This window comes from Gelidibacter sp. (assembly GCF_035515035.1).
GTDB lineage: Bacteria > Bacteroidota > Bacteroidia > Flavobacteriales > Flavobacteriaceae > Gelidibacter.
Genome location: NZ_DATJCA010000044.1, coordinates 1 through 19,149, shown reverse-complemented (window position 1 = coordinate 19,149; position 19,149 = coordinate 1). Strand labels below are relative to the sequence as shown.

The 19,149-nt window shown below is 38.0% G+C and carries 15 protein-coding genes; 6 read left to right on the top strand and 9 right to left on the bottom strand.

The window, feature by feature from the left end:
* Positions 1 to 147: 147 nt before the first annotated feature.
* Positions 148 to 294 (bottom strand): hypothetical protein, encoded by a 147-nt coding sequence (locus VLZ86_RS03910; protein ID WP_325448935.1) that lies wholly within the window; start codon positions 292 to 294, stop codon positions 148 to 150.
* 90 nt (positions 295 to 384) lie between these two features.
* Positions 385 to 1,923 (bottom strand): YifB family Mg chelatase-like AAA ATPase, encoded by a 1,539-nt coding sequence (locus VLZ86_RS03905; protein ID WP_325448933.1) that lies wholly within the window; start codon positions 1,921 to 1,923, stop codon positions 385 to 387.
* Positions 1,924 to 2,242: 319 nt separating this feature from the next.
* Between VLZ86_RS03905 and VLZ86_RS03900 the strand changes: the two genes are divergently transcribed.
* Positions 2,243 to 3,712 carry a DASS family sodium-coupled anion symporter gene (locus VLZ86_RS03900; protein WP_325448931.1) on the top strand — a complete coding sequence of 490 codons (1,470 nt, stop codon included), beginning with the start codon at positions 2,243 to 2,245 and terminating at the stop codon, positions 3,710 to 3,712.
* Positions 3,713 to 4,146: 434 nt separating this feature from the next.
* Here VLZ86_RS03900 and VLZ86_RS03895 read toward each other — a convergent pair whose 3' ends face one another.
* The 5 genes from VLZ86_RS03895 to VLZ86_RS03875 all read right to left on the bottom strand — a co-directional run bounded on the left by VLZ86_RS03895 (position 4,147) and on the right by VLZ86_RS03875 (position 10,067).
* On the bottom strand, positions 4,147 to 5,109 hold the full coding sequence (locus VLZ86_RS03895; protein WP_325448929.1) for a YheT family hydrolase: 963 nt from the start codon (positions 5,107 to 5,109) through the stop codon (positions 4,147 to 4,149).
* A gap of 68 nt (positions 5,110 to 5,177) precedes the next feature.
* A complete protein-coding gene (gene ade / locus VLZ86_RS03890) occupies positions 5,178 to 6,800 on the bottom strand; it encodes an adenine deaminase (protein WP_325448927.1) in 1,623 nt (540 codons plus the stop codon).
* The gene (gene tilS, locus VLZ86_RS03885; RefSeq protein WP_325448925.1) at positions 6,801 to 8,111 is read right to left on the bottom strand and encodes a tRNA lysidine(34) synthetase TilS; all 1,311 of its coding nucleotides are present in this window, start codon (positions 8,109 to 8,111) and stop codon (positions 6,801 to 6,803) included.
* The gene (locus VLZ86_RS03880; protein WP_325448923.1) at positions 8,111 to 8,746 is read right to left on the bottom strand and encodes a hypothetical protein; all 636 of its coding nucleotides are present in this window, start codon (positions 8,744 to 8,746) and stop codon (positions 8,111 to 8,113) included. Before VLZ86_RS03880 ends, tilS begins: the two co-directional genes overlap by 1 nt.
* Before the next feature lie 31 nt (positions 8,747 to 8,777).
* A complete protein-coding gene (locus tag VLZ86_RS03875) occupies positions 8,778 to 10,067 on the bottom strand; it encodes an anthranilate synthase component I family protein (RefSeq protein WP_325448921.1) in 1,290 nt (429 codons plus the stop codon).
* 81 nt (positions 10,068 to 10,148) lie between these two features.
* On the opposite strand from VLZ86_RS03875, the gene VLZ86_RS03870 reads away from it, so the two are divergent.
* The 3 genes from VLZ86_RS03870 (at position 10,149) to VLZ86_RS03860 (ending at position 13,417) form a co-directional block, all read left to right on the top strand.
* Positions 10,149 to 11,039 carry an aldose 1-epimerase family protein gene (locus VLZ86_RS03870; RefSeq protein ID WP_325448919.1) on the top strand — a complete coding sequence of 297 codons (891 nt, stop codon included), beginning with the start codon at positions 10,149 to 10,151 and terminating at the stop codon, positions 11,037 to 11,039.
* Positions 11,040 to 11,276: 237 nt separating this feature from the next.
* Complete coding sequence (locus VLZ86_RS03865) at positions 11,277 to 12,629, top strand: DEAD/DEAH box helicase (RefSeq protein WP_325448917.1); 1,353 nt, start codon at positions 11,277 to 11,279, stop codon at positions 12,627 to 12,629.
* An 8-nt stretch (positions 12,630 to 12,637) separates the two neighbouring features.
* A complete protein-coding gene (locus VLZ86_RS03860) occupies positions 12,638 to 13,417 on the top strand; it encodes a S1/P1 nuclease (RefSeq protein ID WP_325448915.1) in 780 nt (259 codons plus the stop codon).
* A gap of 196 nt (positions 13,418 to 13,613) precedes the next feature.
* Here VLZ86_RS03860 and VLZ86_RS03855 read toward each other — a convergent pair whose 3' ends face one another.
* Together VLZ86_RS03855 and VLZ86_RS03850 are read right to left on the bottom strand one after the other, a co-directional pair.
* Positions 13,614 to 14,342: a LytTR family DNA-binding domain-containing protein gene (locus VLZ86_RS03855; RefSeq protein WP_325448913.1), complete on the bottom strand. Its 729-nt coding sequence runs from the start codon at positions 14,340 to 14,342 to the stop codon at positions 13,614 to 13,616.
* On the bottom strand, positions 14,339 to 15,385 hold the full coding sequence (locus VLZ86_RS03850; protein ID WP_325448911.1) for a sensor histidine kinase: 1,047 nt from the start codon (positions 15,383 to 15,385) through the stop codon (positions 14,339 to 14,341). The genes VLZ86_RS03855 and VLZ86_RS03850 overlap by 4 nt, the downstream gene beginning before the upstream one ends.
* A 189-nt stretch (positions 15,386 to 15,574) precedes the next feature.
* Between VLZ86_RS03850 and VLZ86_RS03845 the strand changes: the two genes are divergently transcribed.
* Both VLZ86_RS03845 and VLZ86_RS03840 read left to right on the top strand, forming a co-directional pair.
* A complete protein-coding gene (locus tag VLZ86_RS03845) occupies positions 15,575 to 17,974 on the top strand; it encodes an outer membrane beta-barrel family protein (protein WP_325448909.1) in 2,400 nt (799 codons plus the stop codon).
* Positions 17,975 to 18,185: 211 nt separating this feature from the next.
* A partial coding sequence (locus VLZ86_RS03840) for a TonB-dependent receptor (protein ID WP_325448907.1) occupies positions 18,186 to 19,149 on the top strand: 964 nt, incomplete at its 3' end.

Below are 19,149 nucleotides of genomic sequence, written 5' to 3'. Positions count from 1 at the left end.
GCGATAGTTCTAGAAACTTTTAAAATCCGAATATTGGATCGATCCCAAAGATTCAAATTTAGGGTGTTGATGATAGAGTAAGCGATTTTCTTTATAAAATTAAAATTGTCTTTTTAAACATGGGATTCCTGCCTGCGCAGGAATTAGTTAACCCAGCCATCCTTCCTTATCCAAACTTCTGTATTGTATAACTTCACTGATATGGCCACCTTTCAAATGGTCAACACCTTCTAAGTAAGCGATAGTTCTAGAAACTTTTAAAATCCGAATATTGGATCGATCCCAAAGATTCAAATTTAGGGTGTTGATGATAGAGTAAGCGATTTTCTTTATAAAATTAAAATTGTCTTTTAAACATGAGATTCCTGCCTGCGCAGGAATGAGTTAACCCAGCCATCCTTCCTTATCGAGACTTCTGTATTGAATAGCCTCACTGATATGGGCACCTTTTAAATCGTCAACACCCTCCAAATCTGCGATAGTTCTTGAAACTTTTAAAATCCGGTCGTAGGCTCTTGCGGACAGATTTAAACGTTCCATGGCAGTTTTTAAAAGATTTTTTGAGGGCTCGTCCATAATACAGTGCTGACGGATTTGCTTACTACTCATCTGTGCATTATAATGGACATTTTCATTCGCTTCAAAGCGTTTGGTCTGTCGTTCTCTTGCGGATGTCACACGTTTTCTGATCTCAATGGAAGATTCGCCTTTACGTTCATCGGATAGTTTCTCAAAAGGAACCGGTGTGACTTCAATATGAATATCAATACGGTCCAATAGGGGTCCGGAAATTTTACTTAAATAACGTTGCATTTCTGCGGGAGATGAGGTTACTGGAGCGTTCGGATCATTGAAATAGCCACCCGGACTCGGATTCATGCTCGCTACCAACATAAATGACGAGGGATACGTAACTGTAAATTTTGCTCGTGAAATGGTCACCTCTCGATCTTCCAAAGGTTGGCGCATCACTTCCAAAACATCGCGTTTAAATTCTGGCAATTCATCCAAAAACAAAACGCCATTATGGGATAAGGAAATCTCTCCGGGTTGTGGGTAACTTCCACCACCAACTAATGCGACATTTGAAATTGTGTGGTGCGGGCTTCTAAACGGCCGCTGCGACATCAAACCGGTATTGTCCTTGACCCGTCCTGCAACAGAATGAATTTTGGTAGTCTCCAAAGCTTCTCGTAAAGTCATGGGTGGTAAAATACTAGGCAGTCGTTTAGCCAACATCGTTTTTCCCGCTCCCGGTGGTCCAATCAAAATGATATTATGGCCGCCTGCCGCAGCAATTTCCATACAACGTTTGATAGATTCCTGACCTTTCACATCAGAAAAATCAAATTCTGGAAAATCTAAATTTTTGTAAAATTCTTCGCGAACATTAATGATTGTTCGCTCTAAGGGTTCATTCTTATCAAAAAAATTGATGACTTCTGCAATATTTTCAACGCCATAAACTTCCAGATCGGAAACTATGCCAGCTTCTTTTGCGTTTTGTATGGGTAGAATAAAACCCTTATAACCTTCTTCCTGTGCTTTAATTGCTATGGGCAATGCACCCTTAATTGGTTGTAAATTTCCATCCAAGGACAATTCTCCCATGATCAAATAGTCCTCTAAATTATCAGCTTGTATTTGACCGGTGGCCGCTAAGATTCCGATGGCCAAGGTTAGATCATAACTTGACCCTTCCTTGCGCAAATCGGCGGGGGACATGTTGATAATGATTTTTTTTCCTGGAATTTTATAACCGTTATTTTGAAGTGCTGCGGCAATTCGGTAATTACTTTCTTTGATGGCGTTGTCCGGTAAGCCAACCAAATGATAACCAACACCTTTGTCAACATTCACTTCTACGGTGATGGTTGTGGCCTCAACGCCAAAAACGGCACTTCCAAAAACTTTTTTCAGCATACGGGATTGGTTTTGTTAAATGTAGGGAGAATGCCTCTAACTTCAAAGGGGAAATTGACCATAGAAATTACAGTCATATTTTCCAATTTGTCGTAATAATACTTTTTATTTACGCCCTTCTGACATGTTGAATTTTGCGCCGAATCGCAACATTAAATTTCTCATGAATGCATGACAAAATAATTTAAAGGCACGCATAAAAATCGCTTTTAATCTAGGAATGATTATCATGAATATGGAAACTTATTGAATTAGGCTCCATGAATTTCCCATAGAAATCTTAAAAAAAAACATATCTTAGTTTCCTTAACTATACTTTATGAGCAACCTAAAACGCATTGGCTTTCTCTTGGGCCCATTATCTTTCATCTTAATTTTAATGTTTTTTAAACCTGAAGGGCTTTCGGAAGAAGCTAGAGCTGTATTGGCCTCCACCGCATGGGTAGCGATTTGGTGGATAACGGAAGCTATTCCTATTGCAGTGACCGCATTGTTGCCCATTGTTCTTTTTCCGCTATCTGGCGGATTGGACCTGAGCACCACAACAGCATCTTTCGGACATAAATACATTTTCTTGTATATCGGTGGATTTATCATTGCCATTGCCATTGAAAAATGGAACCTTCACAGGCGAATTGCCCTGAACATCATCAATTTTATTGGCTCTGACATTAAAAAAATCATCCTTGGTTTTATGGTAGCCACGGCATTTTTGAGCATGTGGATTTCCAATACCGCAACTGCCGTCATGATGTTACCAATTGGCATTGCCATCATCACACAACTTAAGGACAACCCACATACTATTGAAAACGAAACTAATTTATTTGGAAAGGCTTTAATGCTGGCCATAGCCTACAGCGCTTCTATTGGTGGGATTGCCACATTAATTGGCACCCCTCCCAACTTGGTGTTGGCAGGAGTGGTTTCTAATATTTATGATTATGAAATTTCCTTCTTGCAGTGGTTCATGTTTGGGTTTCCTATTTCGGTGGTGCTCTTATTTATTTGCTGGAAATATTTAACCTCTTATGCCTTCAATTTTAAGCAGAAGGAATTCCCAGGAGGTAAGGAAGAAATTAAACGATTAATGAAATTGCTTGGTAAAATCAGTTACGAAGAAAAAATGGTGGCCGTTGTTTTTGGCACGACCGCTTTCTTTTGGATCACCCGATCGTTACTATTTAATAAGTTAATCCCAAAATTAGATGACACCATTATTGCTATAATTTTTGCTATTGTTCTGTTCCTTATCCCTGCAAAAAACAAAAAACAAAACTTGATGACCTGGGAGGATGCCGTAAAACTTCCTTGGGGCATTCTCTTGCTATTTGGCGGGGGTTTGGCAATTGCCAGCGGATTTGAATCTAGTGGATTAGCGGTTTGGATAGGTAATCAGATGACTACTTTTGCTGGTTTATCTACTATTATTCTTATTCTATTACTGATTGCAGCGATCAACTTTTTAACGGAAATCACTTCTAATACCGCCACTACTGCCATGTTGCTGCCTGTTTTGGCGCCAATGGCGGTGATTGTAGACATTCATCCCTTTATTCTGATGGTTGGCGCTGCTGTCGCTGCGTCCTGTGCGTTTATGTTACCCGTGGCGACACCTCCCAATGCGGTGGTTTTTGGATCGGGATATTTACGGATTCCAGATATGGTAAGTAAAGGTTTTGTGATGAATGTGATATCCATTGTGATCTTGACCTTGTTTGTGTATTTTTTACTACCGATGCTTTGGGATTTAACGGTGGACGGCTTTCCGGATGAATTGAGACGGTAGAATGGAGCACTGAAGCCGCAAATAAAATGCTCATCACTGATGTGAAAGTTGTGGCACAGAGTTCCACCATGGTTACACAGAGGTTCACAGAGAGCGGAGGAGTTTTAAGTCCAGTATTGGAATTGTAGTCTAAAATGGACTAATAATTGAAGTATATTGAAATATTTAAAATTCGATTAAACGTTCAACAGTTCAAAATAGGAAACCCTGCCTAATCCCGCCTTGCGACTTAAAGCTTTTGCGCCTTCGCGACTCTGCGAGAATAGAACACTGACCTGTCCGTCCGCTCAGTCGGGAGCGCTGATGGTGCTGATATTCAGTGATTCTTTTTCTTTAAACTGGATCTCCTTACTTAGTGGAACTTGGTGCGCCTTTGTGTAACTCGGTGTAACCACCTATATATCCATCTTTTAATAGAGACTACAAGTTGAATTTTATTTAGTAATTTCCGTCACAAACTCCAAAGCTCTTTTTTCGTTGTAATACACGCCACCACGCTGTATAAACCCGACGTGACCTCCATACTTTGGCATTTCCAAATAGAGATTGGGGTTGTTTTTGGCAGCTTTTACAGGGAAACATTCTGGGGTTAAAAACGAGTCATTGAGGGCGTTTATAATTAAGGATGGCACTTTTATGTTAGGCAAAAACTGTAGACAGCTGCTTTTTTCATAATAGTCCAAGGCGTTTTTGAATCCGTGGGCTCTAGAGGTGTAAATCTCATCAAAATCATTTAGGGTTTTGATCGAATCTACTTCCGCTTCGGAAATTTGCTCTGGAAATTGGCTTTGCTTTACCCTTAAACTATTGACCAATCTCTTTTTAAATCGGTCGTGGAATGGTTTATTTATAAAACTGTGCAATTGTTTTGCAGAATGTTGCAAGCTACATGGTACTGAAATCCCAATGCATGCTTTAATTTGGGATGGTACATCTTCGCGCTCTCCTAAGTATTTCAAGGCTAAATTTCCACCCAAACTGACGCCATATAAATAAACTTCAGCATAGTTCTTATCCTTAATAGCGTGCATGATAATGGTATGAAGATCTTCCGTTGCGCCAGAATGGTAGGCATAATATTTTCGGTTGGGTTCGCCACTACAGCCTCTAAAATTAACACTGATGGCATCAATTCCATTCTTGTTGAACAATTTTGCCGTTCCCGTGAGATAAGGACGTTGGGCGTGACCTTCCAATCCACTAAGCAGAATGATGACTTTATCAGATTTTTGCTGGGCATAGCTCCAGTCTAAGTCGATGAAATCACCGTCTGCCAACTCCAAGCGTTCTCGCTTTTGATCTAGATTGACTTTTCGGAATAATCCAGAATAGACTGTAGCTATAAAACTTTTACGGAAATAAAAGGGTGGTTTGAATGTGGAATCGAGGATGGGCATTTTTCAGTGGTATGTTTTTTGTTATTACACAGAGTTACGCGGAGAAAACACAGAGGTACGCAGCGTTTTTAATCAATTTCGAGGTCGGTGAATTTGAAATCCTTTCCATTGAATAAACCTTTATCGCTGAGTTTTAATGCCGGAATCACTAAAAGTGCCATAAAAGACAAGGTCATATAAGGTGCTTTTAAAGTGCTGCCCAATTCTTTCGCCATACTGTCTAATGACGCATATTGCTTTCCTACGGTTTCGCCATCTTGATCGCTCATAATTCCTGCAACGGGTAAGGGCAAGATTTTTTCTTCAGAATCAGAAACGGCACAAATACCACCTTTATTTTCAATGAGCAAATTGACCGCCTTACAAATGGCCTCATCCGAAACACCAACCGCGATAATATTATGGGAATCATGCCCAACGGAACTTGCAATTGCCCCCGTTTTCAATCCGAAATTTTTAATAAATGCAATAGCCGGCGGTTGATCTTGATAGCGATTGACCACGGTAATTTTCAGAATATCATTGTCTACGTTTGAAACTAGATTCCCATCTTTAATCGAACTATTTACAATGATTTCATTGGTGACCAATTGCCCCTCCATAGCTTCTATCACACGAATATTTTTAGCAGTGGATGTTAATCTGAAATCGCGAATGTTCTTTTTAGAGGTGTTGAAATTATTGAGATTTTCAAAATTAGCTTTCTCGATTAACGAATTTCCTTTATCAAAAACCAACTGCCCATCACTATAAGTTTGTAACGTTTTAAATGCTTTTAAATCCTCAACAACAATGAAGTCTGCGGCATCTCCAACTTTTAATGTACCAACATCCAAATCATAATGTTCTACCGGATTGATGCATGCTACTTGCAACACCTTGAAGATGTCCATGTCTTTTGCAACCGCTCTCGCACAAAGATGGTTTATATGATGTATTAGCAAATCGTCCGGATGTTTATCATCACTGCAGAACATCATATTTTCATAATACTCTGGCAATAAATCAATCAAGGCTTCAAAATTTTTGGCAGCACTACCCTCTCTGATCAGGATTTTCATGCCTTTTTGTAGTTTTTCTAGACCTTCTTCATAGGCCACACATTCATGATCTGTCGTAATTCCTGCATTGATGTATTTAGTTAGAGCATCTCCCAAAACTCCTGGTGCGTGCCCATCCACGGGTTTGTTAAAATGTTTCGCCCACTCAATTTTCTTCATCACTTCGGGATCATCAAAAAGAACTCCAGGATAATTCATTAGTTCTGCCAAGAATTTGATCTCAGGATTTTTAAGAAGCATTCTAATTCCTTCAGAATCAATAGTGGCCCCAGCCGATTCAAATTCTGTCGCAGGAACGCATGAAGGCGCTCCGAAATTGAATTTGAAGGGCACTTTTTTCCCATTATCGATCATAAATTCGACCCCTTCAACGCCAAGCACATTCGCTATTTCATGTGGATCTGAAACCGTTGCCACAGTCCCATGTTTGACTGCTAAACGCGCAAATTCACTGGGCACCAACATGGCGCTTTCAATATGGATGTGTGCATCAATAAAACCCGGAAGAATATAATAGTTGACCTCATGATCTTTTTCTTCTATACTCCGGATTTTTCCGTTTTGTATCCTGATTTCTCCTTTGAAAATTCGCTTATTATATATATCGACTATTTGTCCTTGTAACTTCATTTAGTGTACTTCTATTTTTAAAATAGTTGTGGTATTATCCGTGACTTTAAAACGTTCATCGGGACGTCTTCCGATCACCCAAACCACATCATCGCCTGAAAAGAGGATCCAAACGTTCTCTTTATCAATCAACGAGAGTTTTTCATCCTTAAAATATTTGCTCAATTTCTTTTTGCCTTTCATTCCAAGAGGATAAAACAGGTCGCCTTCCTGCCATTTTCTGATGGTTAAAGGATATTTAAGTTGATTGGCATCTGTGTAAATCGTATTTTTTGATGTTGCAGAAATGGCATTCACTTCTTTAAAAGTCAAGGTTCCAAAAGGTGATGTGAGTTCTTTATCCTTTTTTTGAACGACTATTGGATGCTCTTCAGATTCCGAATTCAATTCGCACAACAACAAAAACTCGCGATCCTTTAATAATTTGTGGGTTGGTGAAAACACTTGCTTACCTGATTGCGCGTTCAATAAATTGACCACATCGTCCCAAGCGGTAAAATTAAAATCTTTTAGGAGTTGATAGAGATATGCTTTGGGATTGGACAACTTTTTCAATTTATTGATATCCAACCTGATCTGATCGTTATCTACCGTGACCATCTTCTTCTGGATCTTTACGACGGCATCATCTATGAGATCCTGGCTGTCCTGCAGATTGGATATCGTGGTTTGAAAATTTTGCAGCAGTTGGGGGTTCATTTGCTTTAATGTCGGTATAACATCATGCCTTAACTTATTCCTCAAATATTTTGTGGAGGCATTACTGGCGTCTTCGCGCCATTCAATGAACTCCTTTTGCGCGTAAGTTTCCAATGTTTCTCTTGAGAACGGCAACAGCGGTCTCACAATTTTACCGGATACTTCAGGAATTCCAGTTAGACCTTCCAAACCGGTACCGCGTGTCAAATTAATCAAAAACGTTTCGAGATTATCATCGGCATGGTGTGCGGTGAGGATATAATCAAAATCCAATTGCTCTGCCAATTCCAAAAACCAATTATAACGGAGTTCCCTTGCCGCCATCTGAATGGAAACTCCCTGTTCTTTGGCGTAAGTTTCCGTTTCAAAACTTTCTATAAAAACATCCAACTCCAGATCGTCTGCCAACGCTAACACAAATTCCTCATCGGCATCACTTTCTGCAGCTCTCAGATTAAAATTACAGTGTGCCAATGACACCTTTAACTTTAGGTGATGACATAAGTGAGTCAAAACAACACTGTCCAAGCCTCCAGAAACAGCCAAGAGCAGTCGGCTGCCGTGGAGCATGTCTAAATTTTCATCAAGATGTTTCTGAAAAGCCTGTAACATTATTCAAATTTTAAAGTGTCAAGCATTTTATAAAGTTCTTGCTGGTCTTCGGCATTATCATAGGAGAGTACCATTGAAATGGCAAAACCATTGCGTAAGGTTACAAAATAGTCTTGTGTTAAGTTATAATCTTGGTTAAAGATTTCCATACCTATACATTGTTTCCCTCCAATAGTTATAGTGTAGGGTTCTTTTTTATAAATCAGATTGAGTGAGGTTTGATCAAGAAGTTGGCGTGCTGCGACCATATAGTCTCTTGGTGTTTTTACATTTGGAAAACTCATCAAGTTTTCAGCATTGATGATCAATGAAGCATTACCACCCGAAACGGATCCAACTGGAAACTTAAAAATTGAAAATAAATCGGCTACATTAACTTGAGATGCCTTCAACGTATTTTTTAAATTGTGATTATCACCAGCCATAGTATTTCGGCTGTTTTCACTCATTTGATGCATTTGCTCTTTTGTCTGAACACTCCATTGGTCGTTGAATGCCAATTTAAAATTGAAGAATTTATTGTCATAACTCCCGTTTTCTATTTTTCCATAATCAAAGTTTGCGGGAATTTTAACCTCTTCCTTACAAGACGATAATAGTAGGACAACACAAAAACTCAGGAGGATTTTTTTCATAAATTTAAAATTTAATCAATACTAAATATAGCTAATTTTCAAGCACTTGTCGCATGGCTTTCGCCTTTAACAAGCACTCTTCATATTCTTTTAAAGGATCACTTTTTGCAGTAATGGCGCCACCTACGGAATAGGACACATATTTATTTTGGGCGTTGTACAGGATACTTCTGATGACCACGTTAAAATCAAAATCACCTGTTGGGCTGAAATAACCTATGGCCCCCGAATAAAGTCCGCGTTTGGTTTCTTCGAGGTCTTCAATAATTTTCATTGCAGAAACTTTAGGTGCGCCCGTCATGCTTCCCATGGGGAACGTGGTTCTTAAAATTGTGACAGGAGCCATTTTTTCTGCAACCACGGATGTGATGGTCGAAATCAATTGATGCACCTGCTCAAAGGTATAAACTTCACACAATTCTTCAACCTCGACGCTACCCTTGATGGCGGTTTGTGAGAGATCATTGCGTACCAAATCCACAATCATGATATTTTCGCTGCGTTCCTTCAGATTGCTTTTAAGATCTGCTTTGAGTTGCTCATCCATTTCTGGATCTGTTGATCGCTGAGCGGTCCCTTTAATTGGTTGTGAAATCACTTTGGCGCCTTCCTTTTTCAAATAACGTTCTGGTGATGCCGATAATGCATAATAATGTCTATTTTTAAAAAACGTAGCAAAAGGCGCTTTTGAGATCTTATTCAATTTTTGATAGGTTTCCAAAGAATCAATTTGCGTGTTCTCAGCATAAAACTCTTGGCAAAAATTCGCTTCGTAAATATCGCCTCTATGGATGTGCGCCAACATGCTATTGACCTTTTCGAAATATTGATCCTTAGTCAATCTCAATTTTATATTGATTTTTTCTGAAACTACCTCAGTATCTTTTTTTGTCCATTCCTCTATTTCTTTAAGATCAGACTTAACTTCATCATCCACCATTTTCAAGTAGTGCAATTCAACAACATCCTCTTTGATCAGAAAAATTTTCTTCGGTTGAAAGAAGAATAATTCCGGAAAGTTTAGTCCATCAAAATGATTGGAGTGTAGGTCTTCGAGATCGTTTTTTAAATCGTAGGTCAAATACCCAAAGATCCAATCCTTGGTCACACTCTGGTATTCGTGCAGTTTATCAAACGCTTGATGGCTATCTGTAGAAATCCCAGTAAACGCGTCCACAGCCAAAATAGCATCATAGCTATTATGTTTTTGAAAATGCCTATTGGAATCCAACCAAACAACTTCCTCAAATTGCTGGCTCCATTGCAAAAGCTGGGCCTTAAAATCAGGGGATTGGATGGTATGGGTGTGCTGTGTTCTCAAGGCTTAATTTTCCGAGGTAAAGTTAATGACATTCTACAAACTAATTTAGAACTTTGTACTTTAGTTATAAATATCAAGACCATGTTTATCTTAAAGAATTCACTTTTAGAAATAGCCATCCATCCTATAGGCGCAGAATTACAAAAAATTTCTGCCGTAAAAAACGACCTGGAATTTATGTGGGATGGCAATCCGGAAATTTGGAGTGGGCATGCGCCCAATTTATTTCCTATTGTGGGGGAATTGAAAGACGGTAGATTTACTTATAAAAACAAATCCTATCACTTATCAAGACATGGATTTGCAAGACGTAGCGATGCTTTTGTGGTAGATGAGAAAAGCGAAAATCACCTAAGTCTTAAGATGACCTATTCCGAAGCCACATTGCTTAACTATCCTTTTAAATTTGAGTTTTTGGTGAGCTATGCCTTGGTAAAAAATCGAATTACTATCACCTATACTGTTAGGAATATAGATGACAAAACCATTTATTTTTCAATAGGCGGCCATCCGGCCTTTAAATGTCCTGTTTATCCTGAGGAGACTTATGAAGAATATAGTTTGCAATTTGAGCATCCAGAAACTTCACCTACACATTTGTTGAATGTAAGCACAGGACTTTTCACATCAGAAACAGAAGCTGTTTTTAAAACCCCTGGCACGATTCCGCTACACACCCATTTATTTGATAAGGATGCTCTTGTTTTTAAGGATTTAAAATCGAAGCAAGTCTCCTTACACAGCAAAAATCATGGTGAAATTTTAAATTTTAACTTCGAGGATTTTCCTTTCCTAGGAATTTGGGCAAAACCAAATGCGAAATTTGTTTGTATTGAACCGTGGCAAGGTTTAGCCGATTCTGAGGATAGCATTCAGGTATTAAAAGATAAAGAAGGTATTGTGGCTTTAGAAAAAAACAAGACCTACAGCGCGTCTTACAGCATTGAAATACACGAAAGGCATTTAGTATAAGTTGATTATTAGTTTTAACTTTGCAGCCTGTAAGAGAGGAGTTGAGGAATCAACTTGAATTGAGTTTAGGAGTTTAGGGAGTGACTTTCGAAGATTGAACACGGAACACTGCCTGCCCATCCGAAATATAAGCGGAGGCGGGAACACGGATTGCCAAACTGTGCACTGCAAACTGTAGACCGAAAACTGCCGACTGCAAACTTACACCATAATCAACATTAATAAACATCACACACCTTGAGTTTTAGAAACCTTAATTTAAATACCCCGTTATATAACGCCTTAGACGATTTAGGTTTTACCTCGCCTACTCCTATTCAGGAACAAGCATTTAATGTGGTAGCTTCTGGAAAAGATGTGGTAGGTATTGCACAAACTGGTACGGGCAAGACTTACGCTTATATGTTGCCCATTCTTAAAAATCTGCCCTTTTCAAAACAAGACAATCCCCGAGTGATGGTTTTAGTGCCCACTCGTGAATTAGTAGTACAAGTGGTTGAAGAGATAGAAAAGCTCACCAAATACATCAATGTACGAGTCCTTGGTATTTATGGTGGCGTCAACATTAATACCCAAAGACAAGCTGTAGCGGAGGGTTTGGACATTGTTGTGGCAACTCCTGGTCGTTTATTCGATTTGGCGGTAAGCCATGTTTTACCCTTAAAATCCATTCAGAAAATGGTGATTGACGAAGTAGATGTCATGCTCGATTTGGGTTTTAGGTATCAATTGTTAAATATTTTTGACATTCTACCTGAACGTCGTCAGAACATTATGTTTTCGGCGACAATGACGGATGATGTGGACGCGTTGATTACCGACTTTTTTACAGAACCAGAGAAAATCACCATTGCCGTTTCAGGAACACCTTTGGAAAATATCAGTCAGACGCGTTATAATGTACCCAACTTTTATTCTAAAGTAAATGTCTTGGAGCATTTATTGGGCGATAAAGAAACTTTCAATAAAGTCTTGATTTTTGTTGCCTATAAAAGAATGGCAGATTTACTGTTTGATAAAATCGAAGCACTTTTCCCCAATGAAAGTTGCGTGATCCATTCCAATAAAACTCAAAATTACCGATTGCGGAGTATCGAACAATTCCGAGAAGGTGAAAATCGCATCTTAATTGCGACTGATGTTATGGCACGCGGACTCGATATTGACCATATCAGTCACGTCATCAATTTTGACACCCCACACTTTCCGGAAAACTATATGCATAGAATAGGACGAACAGGTCGTGCGGAACGTGAAGGACAAGCCATCTTATTTTCAACCGAAGCTGAACAAGAATGGGTTACTGCCATAGAGGAACTGATGCAAATGGAAATTCCTTTAAATGAAATCCCTGATGCTGTAACACTATCAACAGAATTGATTGAAGAAGAACGCCTACAGAACAAAGAGCACCATAACCCTATAAAACGACGTGATGATGATCTTTCTGGTCCCGCCTTTCATGAGAAAAAAGAGAAAAACAAAAAGGTAAATCAAGGAGGTTCCTACAAAAGAGACATTGCCAAAAAATATAAAAAACCTAAATCAAGGGGCGATAAAAATTTTAATAAAAGAAATAAGAAAAAATAGTTATTAGTATGAGATCGATTTCTGTATTTATTTTTACCGTAGTCCTGCTTTTCAACTCCCATAGTTACGCCAATAAAAAATGGGGTGCTACAGGACATCGTGCAGTTGGGGCTATTGCAGATCAACATACCAGTAATAAAACAAAACGTCATCTCAAAAAAATATTAAATCATCAATCGCTGGCATTCGTATCTACTTTTGGCGATGAAATCAAAGCAGATCCACGTTTTAAGGAATTTGAAACATGGCATTATGTCAATATGTCCTTTGACGACACTTATGAATCGTCCAAAAAAAATCCCCAAGGCGATTTGGTGACCGGCATTGCACATTGTAAGCAGGTCATTAAGGATCCTAATGCTTCTGATGCCGACAAAACTTTTTATTTAAAAATGCTAATCCATTTAGTGGGCGATTTACACCAACCTCTTCATATTGGTCGTGAAGAAGACCGTGGTGGCAACGATATTAAAGTGAAATGGCAGTATAAGGACACCAATCTCCATCGTGTATGGGACAGTCAAATGATTGAATCTTATAATATGAGTTATAGTGAATTGGCTAAAAACGCCGATTTTTTATCAAAAAAACAAATCAAGTTTCTTCAACAGGGTTCTGTTATTGATTGGGTGAATGACACGCAAAATCTGGCAAAAACGGTTTATGGTTCAGTTGAGGAAGGCGAAAATTTACACTATGCCTATTCTTATAAGTATTTGGACGTTGCAAGAACCCAACTACAGATTGCTGGGATTAGATTAGCGAAGATTTTGAATGATTTATTTTGATGCGAGAAACATTATAAATTGACAATTTAGTTCCCCTCATTGACTGTTTTCTAGGTTTTTATCGTGATTTCCTGACTTGAACCCAAAATTATGCTTCCTGCAACTTACACTTAGCCTCGGATTTTGGGTTTTTATTTCGACCGAACAAAGCTGAGCTTATTGAAGCCGGTTTTCACTTTCCTAGAATCTATTGATTTTAATACATCAATTTTTTTATATTATCCATATAACCTCTACTGACCCTGACCACATCACCATTTTCCATGGTGATGTCGTAGCTTTTAGTGTACTTGCTCAATTCCTTTACTTTGTTGAGATTGACAATTGAGGATCGATGTACTCTTATGAAAACAGAATCGTCCAACCTTTCTTCCAAGGTAGAAATTCCATAATTGCTTAAATAAGTGTCATCCGTGGCTACTAATTTAGAATAATCGCCATAAGCCTCAATTCGTATGACGTCTTCTACAGCGATGGTCACTAATTTATTTTGCTTTTGAACCAATATCCGCTCTGGATATTTAGACGTTTCTATCAGTAAGTTTTCTGCCAAAGGTCTTGCTTTATTAACGTCGGTAGATTTTGATAAACGCTCCACTGCAACCTTAAATCTTTCCTTTGTATAAGGTTTAAGCAAATAATCCACGGCATGTACGTCAAAAGCCTTTAACGCATATTGATCATAGGCAGTTGAGAATATAATTTGAGGTAATTCCTCTAAATGCGTTAAAACATCAAAGCCAGTCATTCCGGGCATCTGAATGTCTAAAAAAACTAAATCGGGTTTAAATTCATTGATTATTTTTACAGCATCCACACCATTATTAGCTTCGCCCAATAAAATCAAATCCTTAAAATCTTCAAGATATTCTTTGATTAATTTTCTCCCAGCAGATTCATCATCAACAATAATTACTTTTTTCATAGTTCAAAACTCACCTTTAATCCTTGTGGCTTATTGTCACTTAATTGCAAAGTGCTTTGGTACATTTTTTCCAAACGTAAACGTGTATTGTTCATTCCTACACCCTTATCAAAAATCGCACTTTTATCATTTATACCAACCCCACTATCGGAAACTTCAAACATCAATTTATCATCTTTTTTATGAATGGTTATTGAGATTTTTCCACCATCAATTAATGATGACAAACCGTGTTTTATGGAGTTCTCTACCAAAGGCTGCAATAACATGGGTGGCACCAGGTCATTCAAAATGGAATCGTCAACAGTAATCTCAATTTCCAAACGCTCCTCAAAACGCTCTTTTTCCAAATCGAGATATTTTTTCACAAAATCCAATTCATCTTTTAAAGGCACTAATTCTGTTTGTGAAGCTTTAAGTTGATACCGAAACAAATCTGATAATTCAGCAATCATATGACGCGTCTTTTCATTTTCAGAAGGTACAGATGCACTTATGGTATTGAAAATATTATATAAAAAATGTGGATTCAATTGGGCTTTTATAGCGGATAATTCACTTTTTAGTGCTGCATTTCGGAGTTCACCTTCCAGTTTTATTTTCTTCTGATTTTCTTTAAAATATCGGTAGGCAAAAAGACAACCAAACTGAATCATCATAAACAAAGAGGGGATATACCAATCCCAAATAGTACCTGCGCCTCTAAATCTATCAGCACCAATTGAATCCATAAAAGCATAGCGTCCTTCCCTGATAAAATAAACTACGATAGGAATCAAGACGACGACAACGGCAATCTGTAAGATGGTTTTTTTGTTTTTCAACGTGTAAATCGCCAAAAACCAAATCAAAAGGGAGGCGAAAAAATAAAATAAATATTGCATTCCAGAATCCAACCAATAGCCTTTCAAATCTGCCCAGCCAAAAATCCCGTCACGCTCATAACCACCACCATATGCCCACAAAACGAGGCGATACAATAACGAGAAAAACACGTAAAATAAAACACCAATTAAGATTTCCTTTTTCGTCACGTTTTTCATTGGTTGTAAAATTTATTAGGGGTTAAATATAAACCTTATCGACGCATTTTGAAACATAAAAGAGACGAGTGGACTTATGGTTCGACCAATCGCCCTAGCCTATTTAACTCTTAATTGTCCAACTCATCGGAATAGACGTGCACACGTTAAGCAGTCTCTTCATATTTGCATCGAATTAAAAAAAATCAAATGAAAACACTTGCAACTATAGCTGTATTACTGATCGTTAATCTATGTTTTTCGCAACATACTATCGATGGAAAAATCTTGGACTCTGAAAATAATCCTATCAATGCCGCTGCGGTATCACTATTAACTTTTAATGAAGGTTCTTTTGTAAAGGCGGCAATCACAAATGAAAACGGAACTTTTAAAATATCCAATATTCCAAACGGCGAATATAAGATGTTCATCACTTCTTTAGGCTCAAATGATTATACGTCCAAAAAGTTTACAATTTCAGATAACAACAAAACCTTGGACCCTTTTATTATTGAAGCCAATTCCGAAGCTTTGGATGAAGTGACCATAAAAGCCGAAAAACCAATGGTGCAGGTATTGGCGGACAAAACAGTTTTCAATGTGCAAAAATCCATCAGTATTGCTGGTGAATCTGGTTTTGAACTGCTTCGAAAAGCATCTGGAGTTCTGATAGACAATAACGAAAATTTAATTGTTGAAGGGAAAGCAGGCGTTTTGATCTATATTGATGATAAGCCATCCGTGTTGCGTGGCGAGGATTTGGTCAACTACCTAAAAACCATTCAGGCTACCGACGTCGATGCGATTGAAATTATCACACAACCGTCTTCTAAATATGATTCTGAAGGGAATGCCGGAATCATCAACATCAAATTTAAACGGAATAAAACCTTGGGGACTAATGGTAGTTTGGCTTCTGGTGTTACTATTGGTGATTTCGCAACGTTTAATAATTCAATCTCCTTAAATAATCGCAACAAAAAAACCAGTTTGTACGGCTCTTATAGTAACCGATTTGGTGAAACCACGAGATATATGAATCTTTATAGGCTGCAGAATAACACTATTTTCGATTCTAAAACTAACAGTAATTATAATGTGAATAATAACAATCTGCGTTTAGGATTTGATTATTTCGCAACTTCAAAGTCTACTTTTGGTATCATTTTAACAGGGAACTTTAGTGACAACGATAACCTTAGTAAGTCGAGAACACCTATTATTCCAGAAGGCAATACCAATCCAACCTCCGTGTTGGTTGCAGGCACTGATTCCCATTCAAAAACCTCAAATATGTATGGCAACCTAAACTATAAATTAAAACTTGAAAACAATACAAGTTTTAATATGGATTTGGATTATGGCAAGTACACCCAAGACAGGACCAACCTTCAGCCAAACCGTTACTTCAACGGAGCCGAAACAGAAGTGATAAGCGAATCCATCAACTTTATGGATACGCCAATCACGATTGATATTGTTACCGCAAAAATAGATTATGAGCAAGACTTCTTAAATGGGAAACTTTCCTTGGGTGCAAAATATTCTAAAATTGTAACCGACAATAAGTTTGATTTTTTTGACAGAATCAATGGAGAGGACATCATCAATGAAAATCGAACCAATACCTTTAAATATGATGAAAACATTAACGCAGCTTATGTGAACTTCAACAGAACCTATGAGAAATTCAATTTGCAAGCAGGCTTGCGTGTGGAGCAAACCAATTCAGATGGCATTTTGAAAAGCTTGCAGGAAGACCAAAATGCCCAAGTAGAGCGCAGTTACACTGATTTTTTTCCAAGTGCCGGCATTACCTATCAGCACAATCGGACGAATTCTTTTGCCTTAACCTATAGTAAAAGGGTTCAAAGACCTAATTACCAAAGTTTAAATCCCTTTGAATATCAAGTGGATGAACTTACTTTCTTAAGGGGTAATCCATTTTTACAGCCTCAATATACCGACAATATAAAATTTTCACACACCTATAACTACAGATTGAACACCTCTTTAAGCTATAGTTTTGTGAAGGATTTTTCGGCACAAGTTACAGAAGCCGTAGGTGATGACCAGAATTTCATGAGTCCGCGAAATGTTGCAAATCAAAAGGTCATTAACCTCGGTTTATCTTATCCAACAAAATTCAACGATTGGTGGAGTATTTATTTTACGGTCAATGCGTCCAGAAGTATTTATGAGGCAACAAATGAAGATTTTCTGTCCACTGATCAAAATACATTGAGCCTGTTTGCGCAAAACACGTTCAAGATTACAAAAAGTTTTAGTGCTGAAGTTTCAGGTTGGTATAGTTCACCATCCATTTGGAGCGGAACTTATCAGATTGAGAGTTTAGGGTCATTAAACATTGCATTTCAAAAGAAATTTTTTGAAGATAAACTTTCTGCAAAATTAGGTTTTAATGATATCCTTTATACTTCATCATGGCGCGGTACAACACAGTTTGGCGATTTAAGAATTGACGGCGGCGGTGGCAGCGATAGCCGACAGGTCCAATTTAACCTGGCCTATAATTTTGGAGGAAGTGAGATTAAAAAAGTGCGAAGTAGAGATACTGGAATTGAGGAGGAAAAGAATAGATTATGAATTTAGAAATCTTCCAATCTCATGTTAATTGTGTTTCATGAATGAGTTAGTCTTCAAAATGTCAAAACAATGAACTCAAGGATTGATTAAATAATTTCATTGGATTAATCTCATCTTTATGATTCCTAAACGTAATTTCATAACTTTCCACAAAAGCCCTTGAGAAGAGTAATTAAGGGCTTTATTTAAACACCTCTAAACGCAATTGATAATGAATAAGTTTTTGTTTTTTTTCTTCTATTTTTTATTACTCAGTTTCTCTAGTTTTTCTCAGAAAGAGGGTCGTATCATTGGTTATATTCAGGACAAAAACACTTTGGAAACGCTAATGGGGGTCAACCTTTTAGTGGAAGGAACTTCGTCAGGAACTACAACCGATGAGAACGGTCGCTTTAATCTGACTTTACCTGTTGGAACCTATTCCATTACCGCCTCTTTTTTGGGCTATAAAACAGTCACCTTATATAATATAGACGTATCTTCTGGAAACGATAGGATCATCAACTTTGAAATGGATCCAGAATCAGAAGTTCTTGAAGGCGTAGTCATTAGTTTCAACAGAAATACTTCGGCAAAAACAACGGACATGATCACGCCGCTATCCGTTCAGCAACTGACCTCGCAAGAAATAAAATCCAATCCGGGAGGTAACTTTGATGTCTCAAAAGTTGTTCAGACCTTGCCTGGAGTTGGTCTTAGTAATGGGGTTGGCGAACGCAATGACATCATCATTCGTGGCGGAGCTCCCAATGAAAATGTTTATTATTTAGACGGCATAGAAATTCCCGTTTTGAACCATTTTCAAACCCAAGGTAGCTCGGGTGGTGCCCAGGGCATCTTGAATGTGTCTTTTATCGAAAGTTTAAAATTGACCACATCAGCATTTGACTCAAAGTATAACGATGCTCTTGCTTCTACTTTTGTAATCAAACAGCGCAATGGAAATCCCGACCGGTTTTCTGGAAATGTACGGGTGAGTTTAACGGAAACAGCCTTGACCTTAGAAGGTCCATTGTCCTCTAAAACCACTTTTTTAAGTTCGGTACGAAAATCATATTTAGGCCTGCTTTTCAATATCATAGACTTACCAATTCGACCAGATTTTTATGACTTTCAGTATAAGGTCAACCATGAGTTTAATAATAAAACGACTTTAACCGCTATTGGCATTGGTG

Excerpts from the sequence above, each read along its gene's own strand:
- ade (WP_325448927.1), bottom strand. The coding sequence starts at position 6,800 with ATGAAGTTACAAGGACAAATAGTCGATATATATAATAAGCGAATTTTC.
- VLZ86_RS03860 (WP_325448915.1), top strand. The coding sequence starts at position 12,638 with ATGAGATCGATTTCTGTATTTATTTTTACCGTAGTCCTGCTTTTCAAC.
- VLZ86_RS03855 (WP_325448913.1), bottom strand. The coding sequence starts at position 14,342 with ATGAAAAAAGTAATTATTGTTGATGATGAATCTGCTGGGAGAAAATTA.
- VLZ86_RS03905 (WP_325448933.1), bottom strand. The coding sequence starts at position 1,923 with ATGCTGAAAAAAGTTTTTGGAAGTGCCGTTTTTGGCGTTGAGGCCACA.
- VLZ86_RS03845 (WP_325448909.1), top strand. The coding sequence starts at position 15,575 with ATGAAAACACTTGCAACTATAGCTGTATTACTGATCGTTAATCTATGT.
- tilS (WP_325448925.1), bottom strand. The coding sequence starts at position 8,111 with ATGTTACAGGCTTTTCAGAAACATCTTGATGAAAATTTAGACATGCTC.
- VLZ86_RS03895 (WP_325448929.1), bottom strand. The coding sequence starts at position 5,109 with ATGCCCATCCTCGATTCCACATTCAAACCACCCTTTTATTTCCGTAAA.
- VLZ86_RS03870 (WP_325448919.1), top strand. The coding sequence starts at position 10,149 with ATGTTTATCTTAAAGAATTCACTTTTAGAAATAGCCATCCATCCTATA.
- VLZ86_RS03900 (WP_325448931.1), top strand. The coding sequence starts at position 2,243 with ATGAGCAACCTAAAACGCATTGGCTTTCTCTTGGGCCCATTATCTTTC.
- VLZ86_RS03850 (WP_325448911.1), bottom strand. The coding sequence starts at position 15,385 with ATGAAAAACGTGACGAAAAAGGAAATCTTAATTGGTGTTTTATTTTAC.
- VLZ86_RS03880 (WP_325448923.1), bottom strand. The coding sequence starts at position 8,746 with ATGAAAAAAATCCTCCTGAGTTTTTGTGTTGTCCTACTATTATCGTCT.